Annotated in this window: 13 protein-coding genes; 5 read left to right on the top strand and 8 right to left on the bottom strand. The window is 66.9% G+C overall.

Going from position 1 to position 12,851, the window contains the following annotated elements; translation table 11 throughout:
* Nucleotides 1-188: 188 nt before the first annotated feature.
* Both E2484_RS18455 and E2484_RS18450 read right to left on the bottom strand, forming a co-directional pair.
* Nucleotides 189-455, bottom strand: a complete 267-nt coding sequence (locus E2484_RS18455) for a DUF7536 family protein (protein ID WP_170977410.1) — start codon at nucleotides 453-455, stop codon at nucleotides 189-191.
* 216 nt (nucleotides 456-671) lie between these two features.
* On the bottom strand, nucleotides 672-1,952 hold the full coding sequence (locus E2484_RS18450; protein WP_137286653.1) for an MFS transporter: 1,281 nt from the start codon (nucleotides 1,950-1,952) through the stop codon (nucleotides 672-674).
* A gap of 144 nt (nucleotides 1,953-2,096) precedes the next feature.
* On the opposite strand from E2484_RS18450, the gene E2484_RS18445 reads away from it, so the two are divergent.
* Nucleotides 2,097-2,321 (top strand): hypothetical protein, encoded by a 225-nt coding sequence (locus E2484_RS18445; RefSeq protein ID WP_137286652.1) that lies wholly within the window; start codon nucleotides 2,097-2,099, stop codon nucleotides 2,319-2,321.
* Here the strand turns inward: E2484_RS18445 and E2484_RS18440 are convergent.
* Nucleotides 2,315-3,634 carry an MFS transporter gene (locus E2484_RS18440; protein WP_137286651.1) on the bottom strand — a complete coding sequence of 440 codons (1,320 nt, stop codon included), beginning with the start codon at nucleotides 3,632-3,634 and terminating at the stop codon, nucleotides 2,315-2,317. The genes E2484_RS18445 and E2484_RS18440 overlap by 7 nt on opposite strands.
* A gap of 109 nt (nucleotides 3,635-3,743) precedes the next feature.
* Between E2484_RS18440 and E2484_RS18435 the strand changes: the two genes are divergently transcribed.
* Genes E2484_RS18435 through E2484_RS18425 form a run of 3 tightly spaced genes read left to right on the top strand, consistent with a single transcriptional unit; the run spans nucleotide 3,744 to nucleotide 6,361 of the window.
* The gene (locus E2484_RS18435; protein WP_137286650.1) at nucleotides 3,744-4,700 is read left to right on the top strand and encodes a succinylglutamate desuccinylase/aspartoacylase family protein; all 957 of its coding nucleotides are present in this window, start codon (nucleotides 3,744-3,746) and stop codon (nucleotides 4,698-4,700) included.
* A gap of 3 nt (nucleotides 4,701-4,703) precedes the next feature.
* The gene (locus E2484_RS18430) at nucleotides 4,704-5,840 is read left to right on the top strand and encodes a threonine synthase (RefSeq protein WP_137286649.1); all 1,137 of its coding nucleotides are present in this window, start codon (nucleotides 4,704-4,706) and stop codon (nucleotides 5,838-5,840) included.
* Entirely contained in the window at nucleotides 5,837-6,361 is a 525-nt protein-coding gene (locus E2484_RS18425) for an NUDIX domain-containing protein (RefSeq protein WP_137286648.1), read from the top strand. The genes E2484_RS18430 and E2484_RS18425 overlap by 4 nt, the downstream gene beginning before the upstream one ends.
* Here E2484_RS18425 and E2484_RS18420 read toward each other — a convergent pair whose 3' ends face one another.
* Nucleotides 6,362-7,669, bottom strand: a complete 1,308-nt coding sequence (locus E2484_RS18420) for a TiaS agmantine-binding domain-containing protein (RefSeq protein ID WP_137286647.1) — start codon at nucleotides 7,667-7,669, stop codon at nucleotides 6,362-6,364.
* A gap of 149 nt (nucleotides 7,670-7,818) precedes the next feature.
* Between E2484_RS18420 and E2484_RS18415 the strand changes: the two genes are divergently transcribed.
* Entirely contained in the window at nucleotides 7,819-8,778 is a 960-nt protein-coding gene (locus E2484_RS18415; protein WP_137286646.1) for a transcriptional regulator, read from the top strand.
* Between the two features lie 70 nt (nucleotides 8,779-8,848).
* On the opposite strand, the gene E2484_RS18410 is transcribed toward E2484_RS18415, so the two are convergent.
* From E2484_RS18410 to E2484_RS18395, 4 genes are all read right to left on the bottom strand, one after another.
* Nucleotides 8,849-9,106, bottom strand: a complete 258-nt coding sequence (locus tag E2484_RS18410) for a glutathione S-transferase N-terminal domain-containing protein (RefSeq protein WP_137286645.1) — start codon at nucleotides 9,104-9,106, stop codon at nucleotides 8,849-8,851.
* Nucleotides 9,107-9,487: 381 nt separating this feature from the next.
* Nucleotides 9,488-10,894 carry an aryl-sulfate sulfotransferase gene (locus E2484_RS18405; protein ID WP_137286644.1) on the bottom strand — a complete coding sequence of 469 codons (1,407 nt, stop codon included), beginning with the start codon at nucleotides 10,892-10,894 and terminating at the stop codon, nucleotides 9,488-9,490.
* 36 nt (nucleotides 10,895-10,930) lie between these two features.
* Entirely contained in the window at nucleotides 10,931-11,224 is a 294-nt protein-coding gene (locus tag E2484_RS18400) for a hypothetical protein (protein ID WP_137286643.1), read from the bottom strand.
* Between the two features lie 100 nt (nucleotides 11,225-11,324).
* Nucleotides 11,325-12,803 (bottom strand): NCS2 family permease, encoded by a 1,479-nt coding sequence (locus E2484_RS18395; RefSeq protein WP_137286642.1) that lies wholly within the window; start codon nucleotides 12,801-12,803, stop codon nucleotides 11,325-11,327.
* Nucleotides 12,804-12,851: the final 48 nt, after the last annotated feature.

The raw sequence follows: 12,851 nt of genomic DNA, 5'->3' as shown, positions 1-12,851 counted from the left end.
GCGTGCTGGCGCGGCGTGCAGTTGTGCCGCGCCAACCGTGCGAGGGACGAACGACCGAGCGAAGCGAGGGAGTGAGGAGGGTGGGGAGGTGCGAGGCTGTTGCGGTGCTGTGTGGAGACTCCTTTGCTCGAGCCTGAAGCTAGCTTCTTTCCTGTCTCCAAATTCCCATCACCGTAGCCTGCGCCGACTCAATCGAGGTCGGTCTCTCGTGCCAACCGATACGCCGAAATCAGCGTCAGCACCGTCGTCGCCAGCGCACCCAGCGACGTGACGAGGACGAACGCCAGCGCGAAGTAGTAGGGCGTCGGCCGACGCGCCCCCGGCAGGAAGACGAACAGCACGAGTACCGCCGCGGTGACGAACAGGCTGAAGGCGAACCCGCGGATGGCGTTCCGCCGGACGTTCAGCGCCGCCACGAAGTTCGCTCGCGGGCGCTCGGGGACGTTCTCGGACACGTTCGAGGGTTAGGACGGCCGGATGAAAGGCGCGTCGGTTCGTGAGTTTTCGACGTGGAGACCGATTCGAGCGGGCGTGCCGCTCCTTCGGGTTTCTATACAATTGCTTAAAACTTGTTTACCTATGTATCGAACCCATTTCGTTGTCTCGTTCGGACGGGAAGCTACCTGCTGTTCGAGCCAACGACTCGTGGCGCAGAACTCGCGTGTCGAAGCTCAGTCCGCTACTCCACCCCGCCCGTTGGCCGCCGGAGAGACCCGTCGTTCCAGCGACAGCACGCCGACGCCGAGCAGGAGGCTCAGTACTACCAGCGCGGGCCAGAGCAGGGCCTCGACGCCGTAGTCGAAGAAGGCTCCGCCGACGACCGGCCCGATACCGAACCCGACTCGCTTGGCGATTTCGAGGACGGAGAGCTGCGACCCGCGCTCCTCGACGGTCCCCAGGTCGCTCGCCAGCGCGGTGATGAGCGGCGAGTGGAGAATCTCGCCCACCGTCCGGAGGACGAGGAACGCCCCGACCAACCCGACGCCGAGCAGGACGGGCGCGCCCTGCGCGAAGACGATAGCGACGAAACTCGCGGCCCAGAACCCCGCCGAGAGCGCCAGTCCGCGGGTCCGCCGCCACGACCGGACCCACGACACCACGGGAAGCTGGAAGACGACGATGACCAGCGGATTCAGCACGTAGAGGGTCCCCAACTGCTCGCTGGTCAGGCCGAAGGTCTGCTCGGCGAACACCGGGACCGTACTCTGCATCTGGGCGTAGGCGATCGCGAACCCGACGTTCAACACCGCGAGCGCCAGAATCGTGGGTTGCGTGACCGCCCGACTCCACTCGCGCAGGGTCGCGGCGAACGAGGTATCGGCGTCCTCGGCACCACCGGACTCGCCGACTCCTTCGACTTCCCCACCTCCGGCGACTCGCGGAAGCGCGACCGCGAGCAGAACGGCGACCACGCCGCTGGTCAGGCCGTCGGCGACGAAGACGGCGGTCTGGGCGAAACCGTAGAGGACGCCGCCGACGACGAACCCCGACCCGAATCCGGCGTTGCTGGCGACCTTCAGGAGTCCGTAGGCCTGCTCGCGGTCCGCGTCGGGCGTCAGGTCGGCGACCATCGCTTGACTCGCCGGAGCGAACAACCCTGCCGCGAGTCCGGCCGCAGTCGCCACCGCGACGAACGTCGGCGCGGTCGTCACGAGCGCGTAGGACGCCAGCGTCGGGGCAGACAGCGCCATGCTCGCCACCATCACGGGCTTGCGGCCGTACCGGTCGGCGAGGTACCCGCCGACGAGATTCCCGCCCGCGGTCGCCACGCTGTTGGCGAACAGGCCGGTCCCCACGAGGGTGAACGCGATGCCGACCTCGCCGTAGAAGTAGAGCGTGGCGAACGGGTAGACGATGCCCGACCCGAGGACGTTGACGAACCGCGCCGCGGCCACGACGAACACCGCGCGGTCGAACTCCCGGAGGTCGGCGAACGAGGCCCGAAACGACATCTATCGGTGGTATTCTCGGTCGGGTGAAAGGAGTTCGGGAAGCGGAAGCGTCGAGCGTCCGAGGCCGGTGAGCGGTCGGACCCGGACGGCAGTTCGACGCGGTATACGAGGTGTTTAACCTCGAATCCGGGCGTGGAGGCCCCGATGAAGCGGTTACGGCGGAGTGACACCGTCGAGGCGACCCGCGAACTTACCCGACGCATAGGAAAGCCGCTGGCGGCGCTGGCTTCCAGTATGATAGTCTCCCTGCCCTGGAACGTGCTCGCCCTCGTCGTCGTCGGATGGCTCGGCACCCTGTTCCTCGTCTGGTCGCTGTTGTACGCTGGCCGACGCCGGGAACGCGTCTCGAACCGTTCGAGTCGTCACTGATACGCGGGCAAGTCCTTCCCGAAGACGAGGAAGTAGCCGGTTCCGACCAGTCCGACTACGGTCGCCAGGCCGAACGCCAACTCCGGTGAGAGACCGTACAGCCACCCGCCGATGGCCGCGCTCGGGATGACCACCGCGTTCCGCGCGAGGTAGTACGACCCCACGACGCGACCCCCGGCGTTCTCCTCGGCCGGGCCGACGATGAGCGCCTTGTGCGCGGGCAGGCCAGCGAACCGGAGGCCGGAGAAACCGAACAGGAGCGTGACCGACGCGGTCTCCGAGAGGGCGACTCCCGCCACGGTCAGGCCGCCCTCGGGCGCGTTGACCAGCAGCGCGGGGAACACGGCGTAGACGACGAACCCGAGCGCGACGACCGGCTTGAGACCGAACCGCTGGGCCAACTTCGAGACCGGAATCATCACCAGCAGCGCGACCGCCATCTCGACCGCGAGGAGCACCCCGAAGAAGGCGTCGGGTCCGAGGAGTCCCACGACCGGAAGCCTCGCGCTGACCTCCAGCACGTTCGTCACCACGAGGACGACGAAGACGTAGACCATCCCGTTGGCGAACCGGACGAGGGTGTCGCCGACCAGCAGCGGTCGCAGGGTCTCGGGCATCCCTCGGAGGTCCGAAAGCACCTGCTGGACGCCCTCGAACGACTTGCCGAACGAGTCCTCGCTGGCGTCGTACAGGAGATACTGAACGACGGTCGCCAGCAGGCCGAATCCGGCCGCGACCGCCAGCACGTACCGGAAGCCGACCTCGAACTCGTACATCGCCAGCAGGCCCGCCGCGACGAGGGGGCCGAGAAGGAACGCGGTCCGGCGGAACGTCTCGGTGCTGGCGAACCCGGTCGCCAACTCTTCGGGCGGGACGCTCTGCTTGACGATGGCGAAGGTCGCGCCGAGTCCGAACGACTTCCACGCTTGGGCGAGCAGGAGACCGACGAAAATCCACGCCCATCCCGGAACCGGCAGGAAGGTGAACTCGGGCGCGAGAAACCACAGCAGGAAACCCAGCGTCGAGGCGAGACCGAACGCGGTCAGCGCGGTCCGGGAGCCGATTCGGTCCGAGATGGCCCCGCCGGGGTAGGGGTAGACCGCGCCGATGAGGTTGCCCAGACTCCCGTAGAAGCCGATGACGAGACTCCCCGCGCCGAGGACTTCGAGATAGCGGCCCATGTATCGGCCGGTCATCTGGAAGCCGAGACTGAACGCGAACATCGCCAGCGAGAGGACCAGCACGTCGCGCTCCAGCGCGAGGAACTGCCGAAACGCGGCGAAGGGGTCTGCTCGCTCTCGGTCGGTCGCCATACGGGAGTGATTGCAGGCGGCCGTCAAAACTCTCGGGGTCGGCCGTACGGTCGTCCACACTTCGCCGAGACCGAACCGCTAAAGGGCGTGTAGGCGTCCGTTATGGGTAATGAAGACGCTCGGAACGGCGAGTGCGACCCCCGGCGAGATGGACACCGGGCGGTTGCAGGTCGGCGAAACGCGCGATGGCGGTGACTTCGGTCTCCCCGTCGCGGTCATCAACGGAGCGGAGGACGGGCCGACGCTGTACGTACAGGCAGTTAGCGACGGCGACGAACTGAACGGACTCGGCGTGATTCGGCGGGCCGTCCCCCAGATTCCGCCCGAGGACCTCTCCGGAACGATTCTCGTGGTCGGCATCGTCAACTACCACGCGTTTCAGGTGGCCGAACACCGCAACCCCATCGACGACACCAAGATGAATCGCACCTACCCCGGCGACGAGTCGGGGACCTCCAGCGAACGAATCGCGGCAGCCACCTTCGCGGCGGCCTCGCGGGCCGACCTCATCCTGGACCTCCACCAAGGTTCGACGAGTCGGATGCTCAACGAGGTCCGAGTGCGGTGCGGCCAGCGCCACCGCCTCCACGACGAGTGTCTCGAACTCGCCAAGGTGTTCGACTGCGGTCACGTCCTCGACCAGAAGGGACCGGAGGGCCAACTCGCTCGGGCAGGCCCGGACGAGGGCATCCCGACCATCGACCCCGAACTCGGCGGATGCGTCGGATGGGACGAAGAGAGCATCCAGTACGGCGTCGAGGGCGTGTTCAACGTCCTGCGCTACTACGGGTTCCTCGACGGCGAGGTGACGCTCGATTCCCAGACTCGCGCCACTGGATTCGACCGCTACGGGTCGCCCTCGGGCGGACTCGTCCGGTTCCGAAAGGACCTCGGCGACGTGGTCGAGACCGGCGACGTGATATTCGAGGTGACCGACCCCTTCGGCCAGTTGAAGGCCGAGGTGACGGCCGACGACGGCGGTATCTTCTGGCGCTCACGCCGACTCCCGCAGGTCGCCACGGGCGAGTACGTCTGCTCGGTCGGCACCGACGTCGACGAGTTCTGACCGATGTCGGTGGACCTCTCCTCCCCGTCCGACCTCTCGTGTCCCGACTGCGGCCGAACCTACGACGCCGGCCCCGACGAACCGTGGCGGTGCGACTGCGGCCACCCCCTCGAATTCGCCGACCGACCGCTGCCCGAGGGTCCCGCGCCCGACTTCGCGGAAATCGACACCCGTGCGGGCCTGTGGGCCTTCGAGGAGTTTCTGCCAGTTTCGTCACGGGTCTCGCTCGGAGAGGGGTTCACACCGCTCCAAAACGCGGACACCGCCGATTGGAGCGAGAACGTCCAGTTCAAACTGGAGTACGTCTTCCCCTCCGGGAGTTTCAAGGACCGCGGCGCGACCACGACCCTCTCGCGGGCCGCCGAGCTGGGCGTCGAGAAGGTCGTCGAGGACTCCTCGGGCAACGCGGGTGCGGCCATCGCCCAGTACGCCGCCCGCGCCGGAATCGACGCCGACATCTACGTCCCGGCCGACGCGAAGGAGTCGAAGTTGGCGGCCATCGAGCGCGTCGGCGCGACCCCCGTCCGAGTCGAAGGCACTCGCCAGGACGTGACCGACGCCTGCATCGAGGCCGTGGAGTCGGACGACGAGGACAGCGAGGACTGGTACGCCAGCCACGCGTGGAATCCGGCGTTCTTCGCGGGCACCGCCACCTTCGCCTTCGAGGTCGCGGCACAGCGCGACTGGGAAGTCCCCGACGCCGTGGTCACTCCCTTGGGTCACGGCACGCTCTTCCTCGGGGCCTACCGGGGCTTCCGCGCGCTGAAGGAGGCCGGGTGGACCGACCGGATGCCCCGCCTGCTCGGCGCGCAGGCCGCCGGGTACGCGCCCGTCGCCGAGGAGTTACACGGGAGCGAAGCGAGCGGAGGCGACAACTCGGTCGCCGACGGCATCCAGATTCTCGACCCCGCGCGGAAGGACCAGATTCTCGACGCCGTCGAGCAGACCGACGGGGACGCCATCGCGCTCGACGCCGAACCGGTCGCAGACGCCCTCGACCGCCTGCGCCGCGGCGGGTTCTACGTCGAACCGACCTCCGCGGTCGCGCCCGCCGCGCTCGCGGAACTCCGCGAGCGCGGCGTCCTCGACAGAGACGACGAGGTAGTGGTCCCCCTCACCGGGAGCGGTCTCAAAGGATGACGGTTCGCCCTGCCGACTACTGCCCGGACTGCGGAACCGAGACGACCGCCCGAGAAATCGAGGGCCGAGAGAGACGCTACTGCGAGTCCTGCGCCCGGCCGGTCTTCCAGAACCCCGCGCCGGGTACCGACGTGACGGTCGTGGACGACGACCGCGTTCTGCTGGTCGAGCGGGCGGCCCCGCCCGGAACCGGCGAGTGGACCGTCCCCGGCGGTCACATGGAGGCCGACGAGCATCCCCGAACCGCCGCAGTGCGCGAACTCCGGGAGGAGACGGGCGTCTCGGCCGACCCCGACGACCTCACGCTGATCGGGACGGACCTGCTCGACCCCTTCCGCGGCAAGTACGTGGTCAACGTCGGGTTCGCCGTCCCGGCGACCGACACCGCGGGCAAACCGACTGCGGAGTCCGACGCTTCGGACGTCTCCTTCTTCACGCCCGACGAGTTGGACGGCGACGAGTACGAACTCCGACCGCACGTCCGCGACCGGGTGGATGCGGCGCTGGACGCGCTCGACTAGCTACTTCTCGGGATGAGTCGGCGCGTCGAACCCGCCGCGAACGAGCGGCTTGGCGATGTGCCTGCGCGCTTCCGGCGGAACCTCGTACCACCCGATTTCGAGGTTGCGGTCTACCTCGCGCTCTACTTTTCCGTCTGCCGTGGTCTTGCAGTCTCGGCATCGGTAGCCCTGCCCGGCCCCGGCGCTCTCCATCGATCGGCCGCAGTCCGGGCAGTCGGGCGTGACGAGTTCGGTCCGGTTCAGGTCGCGCACGGCGAACTTTTCGAGTTTCAGGGTCCCGTCCGAGACCTCGCCGCAGGCCGCGATGCGGTCGCCGGGCCGGAGGTCGCGCACGCGGTCGCGGAAGCGTTTGGTCGGTTCGAAGGCGGCACACTGGAGTTCGTCGCCAGTGTCCCGACTTTCGAGCGGGAAGAAGACGTGGCCGCCGCGCCGGGTTTCCGGTTCCTCGGCGACCCTCCCCGTCACCCGGTAGGCCCGGCCGTCCTCGACTTCCGAGAGGTCGGCGGCGTCTCGGAGGTGGGCGTCGGTGCCCTGGTTCGTCACGAACAGCGCCCGGCGCGAGACGGGTTCGCTCTCGATGGCCCGTGCGACTCTCCGGACCGTCTCGGGGTCGTCGCCGCGGACGCCGTGGAGGATGGGGCCGGGCGTGTGCGGGACGCAGACGAGTTCGCCCGTTTCGCGGTCCACGGTGTCCCACGCTTCGGGATACCCCGCGTTCGCGGCCTCGAACACCGATTCGGCGTCCACGTCGCGCGGGGTTCCCACTCGCTCGGGGTCGCGGTAGGAGATGCACTCGTAGGTCCAGTCGTGACCGCCTCCATCGCCTCCGCGGCCGCCTTCGCCGAACGCCGACCACGCGCCGACTGCGGCCAAGGCTCCGATTTTCCCCCGGCCCATCTTCCACCCGGCGTGGCGGTAGTCCGCGGCATCGATTCGCTCCTCGGCGTCCTCGACCGCGAGGTGGTCCCGGACTGCTTCGCGGGCGAACTCGGCGACCGCTTCCGGAACGTCGTCGGGGTCGCCCGGCGCGACGACCAGCCCTGGATTCGTTCGCGGGTCGTCGGTCTCGGCGACTGCGGCGACCTCCTCGCGGGCGATTCGGAAGGCCTCGTCGGGGGCGGCGCCGGTGTGGACGGCGAGCGCGGCGTTCCCGCGGGTCTTGTGTTCGACCGCGGGGTTGAGTCGGACGAGGAGCAGTCGCTCGACGCCCGCCCGTTCCCCGACTCGCTCGGCGATTCTGGTGGCGAGATAGGTCGTACACATCCCCAACTCGCGGGAATCGGTGTCGTCGACGCCGATGACTGTCACTACCGTCGGTAGGAGCGTGTCGGATTAACGACTTTCGGAGCGTCGCGTCTTCCGTTATCAAGGTATCGCTCGTCTCCCGGCCAATCGCAAGCAGTCGGCGGGGTAGAGCCAGCACAACGCATATATAGGGGAATCACTTACATGCGGATATGTCCCGGTCTGCACTGGTCGGGAACGTGACCGCAATGCTCGAAGACGCGGGCTTTACCGTTAGCGACCGGTGCGCAATCCGACCCAAGAGCTTCGACGTGGCTGCGAGACGCGGCCGCGACCTGCTCTTGCTGAAGATTCTGGCCAACGTAGACGCATTCGACGACGCCACCGGTCTAGAGATGCGACGACTCGGGGATTACCTGAACGCGACCCCCGTCGTCGTCGGTCTCCGGACCCGCGACGAGGACCTGGAACCGGGAGTGGTCTACTTCCGCCACGGCGTTCCGGTCCTGAGTCCCGACACCGCCATGGAACTGTTCGTGGAGGGAATGTCGCCGCTGATCTACGCTGCACCGGGCGGTCTCTACGTCAACATCGATGGCGACGTGTTGCGCGACGAGCGCGAGGAACGCGACTGGAGCCTCGGCCGTCTGGCCTCCGAACTCGGCGTCTCGCGGCGCACCGTCTCGAAGTACGAGGACGGCATGAACGCCAGCGTGGAGGTCGCGCTCGAACTCGAAGACATGTTCGAGGGCGACCTCACCAGCCCCGTGGACGTACTCGACGGGGCCGACAAGGTCCGCGAGGACGACCCGACGCCCGACGACCCCGAACCCGAGAGCGACGACGAGCGCATCGTCACCGTCCTCACCCGCGCCGGCTTCGAGGTCCACCCGACGGTCCGCGCTCCCTTCAAGACCGTCAGCGAGGACAACGACAGCGAGGAGAACGTCCTGACCGGCCACTCGGCGTTCACCAAGACCGCCGAGAAGCGGGCCCGCATCATGGCTTCCATCGGCCGCGTGGCGAAAACCCAGTCGGTCTACTTCGTGGACGAGGCCAAGCGCGAGAACGTGGACGGCACGGGCCTGGTCGAGCGCGAGGAGTTAGAGGACATCGACGACCCCGACGAACTGCGGGACTTGATTCGGGAGCGGAGCGAGAAACCGGCCTAGCCGGTCCCCGGTCGCGTTTTCGACCTCGGTTTCGAGAAGAGACCTTTTCGTTTCGACGTAGGAAGAGCCGTTACGCCGCGCCGTCGCCGTACGTCTCTTCCAGATACTCCACGATGTCGTCGCTCTCGGGCATGCCTTCGACGCCGTTCTCCTCGTCCGCCAGCACGGGGACGCCGCGCTGGCCGCTGACTCGCTCTACCTCGTCGCGCTCGGACTTCGGACCGGCGACCACGTGGGACTCGTAGTCGAGTCCGAGTTCGTCGAGTTTGTCTACGACTTTCGCGCAGTACGGACAGCCCTGGAGTTCGTACAGTTCGAGGTTCGCCATGTTCGTCCGTAATCACTTCGCGGGGAAGAACGTGATGGTGCCGGAAGGACGTGACGTAATCTCGGACGGAATTAAAAGTACGTCTTTAAGACGCTTTTTTATTTGCAAAGACAATATTATAATTTCTTTACTCGCCATCCGTGACGCTGTGACCCGTCGGGATAGCTACCGCCGACGCCACGGAGTCTACCGCCCGGCACCGCACCGCCACCGCGGGCCTCGTCCCTCCCCAACCGCTCGCGGTCCTCGGTCACTGCGTTCCCTGCTGTCCTCGCCCTCGCGCGGTTGGGCGCGGTGCGCGACTGCGCACCGCGCCAGCACGCACGGGGACGAGAGCCACACCGAGTGCGAGGGGAGAACACACGGCCGCCGTCTCGGTTCTCACTCGGTCGGCCGTCGCACCCGGTTCACGGCCTTCGAGAGTCCACGTCGAATCCGCCGTCGCTGATACACCGCCTCGCCGAGACCCCACGCGACCACGGCGAGTCCCCCGAGAAGCGCGCCGAGGAACTCCCAACTCGTCATCCAGACCGGGCGAATCCACGGGGTGACGTGGGCCCAGAGCCGGGCGAACTCGCTGGCCTGCGACTCCAGTACGGTCCCCTCGAACGTCTCGGTCAGCCAGAACGAGACCGTCTTGGTGTCCTTGCCCTGAATCTTCAGTCCGCTCCCGCTGAGGTTGTAGTCGCCGGTCGCTCCCGCGTCGCTCATCGTCGGGCCGCCGGGTTCGTCGCCGTAGGGGATGCGCTCTACGTCGTAGGGTGCCCACGGCGCGTGGAACTCCCAGACGATTTCGCCGGTCGGCGTCACCTCGAAGACGCGGTGGTGCATCGTGTCCACGACCAGCGTGTTGCCGTTGGGCAGGCGGTCGGCGTCCCGCGGCCAGTTGAGTCCCCGCGTGCCGATGCTCCACGTTCGGGTCCACTCGCCGGAGCCGTTCCGGGCGTACTCCACGACGCGGTCGTTCTCGCTGTCGGCGACCAGCATCGTGGGCGTGCCGTTCTCGCTTTCGAGGTACATCGGATTGTGCTGCTCGTACAGCGTCTCGTGGTCGCCGTCGCTCCCGAGGCGCATCGAGACGTTTCCGGTCGAGCGATTCACGACGATGACCTGGTCGAAGTTCCGCGGCGAGACCAGATACTCGCCGTCGCCGATCTTGTCCACGTCGTTGACGTGGGTCCAGTCGTTCGCCCCGCCGCCGCCCGACTCGGAGTAGCCGTGTTCGGCGAACTCCCACTCCCAGACCGTCTCGTCGGTCGTCGTATTGTAGACGAAGATGCGGTCGCCGCGGTCGGAAGCGCGCATGTTGGCGACCAGCAGTTGGTCGCCGTTGATGAGGTCGACGTCGTGGGTGTCGTGGATGGGGAGTCGCTCGGTCCAGACGCGCTCCTGCGTTTCGGGGTCCAACTCGTAGACCAGCGTGGCGTTCGGCGTCGTCGCGGTCACGAGCAGGTTCCGGTTCTCGAGCGGGTCCACGTCGTAGAACCATCGCGCGTCGAATCCGGACCCGTCGTGTACCCACTGGACCTCCCCGCGAGGGCCGACCGCGACGAGGCGCGCGGGCTTGTCCTCGTTGGCCATCCCCTGGAAGTGAAAGCCCTGAATCGAGACGACCGTCGTGCCGTTCGCGGGTTCGTCCACCGACGCGCGGAGATTCGTGGGGTCTTCGGTCGTGGCGAAGTACGTCGCGCCCGAGATACCTGCGGGTGCGACCAGGGCGACGACGAGGAGCGCAGTCGCACCCCGGACCAACCACCGTCGGGGGACGGGACGAGAGGGGACGTTCATGTCACTCTCCACGAATCCGAGTCAATTAAAAGCCAGTCAGACGGGCAATCGCTCGGCGAACGCTTCGACACCCTCGTCGTCGACGCCGTACCCCGTCACCCGACGTCCGTTCCGCGTGAAGGTGGTGTACTTCGGCGACATGACGCCGATGACCTTCGCTATCGGAATCGAGACGTAGTCGTACTCGTCGGTCGCCACCTGGTCGAAGCCGACCACCCAGTCCCAGTCCTCGATGACGAACGCCGCGTCGACTTTCGTCGCCTCCTCGTCGGCGTAGTAGATGTTCGCTATCGGTTCGTCTCCCGGCCCGTCCGTATCGTATTCGTCCATTGTCGAAAGATAAAGTCGGCAGCTAACGACATAAAGGTTTCCGAGGCGAGAGAACGACTCGCAGGCGACGAAATCGACGGAACCCGGTCGACGAACGGCCTCAGACGTTCCCTTGGAGCAGGCCGCTCGTCCGGACGAAGAAGTAGAAGACGAACAGGGCCGCGAGAACCCAGTGGCCGAGCCGGGTGTCTTCGACCTCTCCCGCCGCGAGTTTCACGATGGGGTAGGAGACGATTCCGGCCGCGATACCGTACGCGATGGAGAACGTGAACGGCATGACGAGGATGGTCATGCCCGCAGGGACGGCGTAGGTGATGTCGTCCCACGCGATCTCCACGACGTTCCGGAGCATCACGATGCCGATGACGACCAGTACGAGGTGAGAGGCGTAGGTCGGCACGGCGACCGCGAGCGGGACGACCGCGAGCGAGGCGAGAAACAGGAGTCCGACCACGAGCGCGGTCATCCCGGTCCGGCCGCCCTCCTCGACGCCGGTCGCGGACTCGATGTACGTCGTGACCGTCGAGGTGCCGAGCGCACCGCCGACCGTGGTGCCGACGGCGTCGGCCATCAGCGGCTTGTCGATGTCGGGGAGGTTACCGTCCTCGTCGAGGAAGCCAGCGACCTGCGAGACGCCGGTCAGCGTCCCGGCGGTGTCGAAGAAGTCCACGAAGAAGAACGTGAAGACGACGAGCGCGAACGAGAAGCCCTCGATGTTCTGGAGGCCGGTCACGAATGCACCGGCCAGCGGCGCGATGTTGTAGCTCGTGGCGTCGTAGGTGATGGGTGCGGTCGAGGTGAGCGTCATCGGCGCTTTGAGCGTGATGCCCGGCGGCGCTTGGTCGGCGGGGAACGCCGAGTAGCCCATCGCACTGGCGGTGTACCCCATTATCGTGGTCAGCACGATGCCGACGATGATGGACCCGGTGACGCCGCGGGCGTAGAGCGCGAGAGTGAGGAACAGTCCGACGACAGAGACGATGGCGACGGGGTCGGACGCGAACACCGGATTGAACGTGAGGAACGTCGAGGCGTCCCCGGCGACGACTCGCATCTCCTCCAGACCGATGATGGCGAGGAAGAGACCGATACCGGCACCGACGGCGAGTTTCACCGGTTCGGGAAACAGTCGAATGATGTATTCGCGGGCCCCGACTGCGGTGAGTCCGATGAAGACGATACCTTCGACGAACACCGCGGCGAGCGCGGTCTGCCAGCTGACGCCGAGCGCGCCGACGACGGTGAACGCGAAGAACGCGTTCAGGCCGAGACCCGGCGCTTGCGCGAACGGCCGGTTCGCGTAGAACGCCATTATCAGCGTGGCGACCGCCGCGGCGATGAGCGTCACGACCGCGAGCATCTGGAACGTCCGCCCCGGTCCGACGCCAGCCGGTTGGATGGCGTTCGAGAGGATCGCCGGGTTGACGACGACGATGTAGCTCATCGTCAGGAACGTCGTGATACCCGCGATTATCTCCGTCCGGAGGTCGGTTCCGTGTTCGTCGAAGCCGAAGTACTCCGCGAGCGCGCCGGTCGTGCCCGAGTCGGAGTGGGAGTCAGTTGTTTCTTCGATCCCCATGTTGCACGACTGGGCATACTCTCGAAAGCGTACTTAAGGATTCTCATC

Origin of the sequence: Halorussus salinisoli (assembly GCA_005239435.1) — an archaeon.
Classification (GTDB): Archaea; Halobacteriota; Halobacteria; order Halobacteriales; family Haladaptataceae; genus Halorussus; species Halorussus salinisoli.
Note: the sequence above shows the minus strand (reverse complement) of the source record. Positions and strands in the feature narration are given on the sequence as shown.

Excerpts from the sequence above, each read along its gene's own strand:
- E2484_RS18395 (WP_137286642.1), bottom strand. The coding sequence starts at position 12,803 with ATGGGGATCGAAGAAACAACTGACTCCCACTCCGACTCGGGCACGACC.
- E2484_RS18415 (WP_137286646.1), top strand. The coding sequence starts at position 7,819 with ATGTCCCGGTCTGCACTGGTCGGGAACGTGACCGCAATGCTCGAAGAC.
- E2484_RS18435 (WP_137286650.1), top strand. The coding sequence starts at position 3,744 with ATGAAGACGCTCGGAACGGCGAGTGCGACCCCCGGCGAGATGGACACC.
- E2484_RS18450 (WP_137286653.1), bottom strand. The coding sequence starts at position 1,952 with ATGTCGTTTCGGGCCTCGTTCGCCGACCTCCGGGAGTTCGACCGCGCG.
- E2484_RS18400 (WP_137286643.1), bottom strand. The coding sequence starts at position 11,224 with ATGGACGAATACGATACGGACGGGCCGGGAGACGAACCGATAGCGAAC.
- E2484_RS18405 (WP_137286644.1), bottom strand. The coding sequence starts at position 10,894 with ATGAACGTCCCCTCTCGTCCCGTCCCCCGACGGTGGTTGGTCCGGGGT.
- E2484_RS18445 (WP_137286652.1), top strand. The coding sequence starts at position 2,097 with ATGAAGCGGTTACGGCGGAGTGACACCGTCGAGGCGACCCGCGAACTT.
- E2484_RS18425 (WP_137286648.1), top strand. The coding sequence starts at position 5,837 with ATGACGGTTCGCCCTGCCGACTACTGCCCGGACTGCGGAACCGAGACG.
- E2484_RS18440 (WP_137286651.1), bottom strand. The coding sequence starts at position 3,634 with ATGGCGACCGACCGAGAGCGAGCAGACCCCTTCGCCGCGTTTCGGCAG.
- E2484_RS18410 (WP_137286645.1), bottom strand. The coding sequence starts at position 9,106 with ATGGCGAACCTCGAACTGTACGAACTCCAGGGCTGTCCGTACTGCGCG.
- E2484_RS18430 (WP_137286649.1), top strand. The coding sequence starts at position 4,704 with ATGTCGGTGGACCTCTCCTCCCCGTCCGACCTCTCGTGTCCCGACTGC.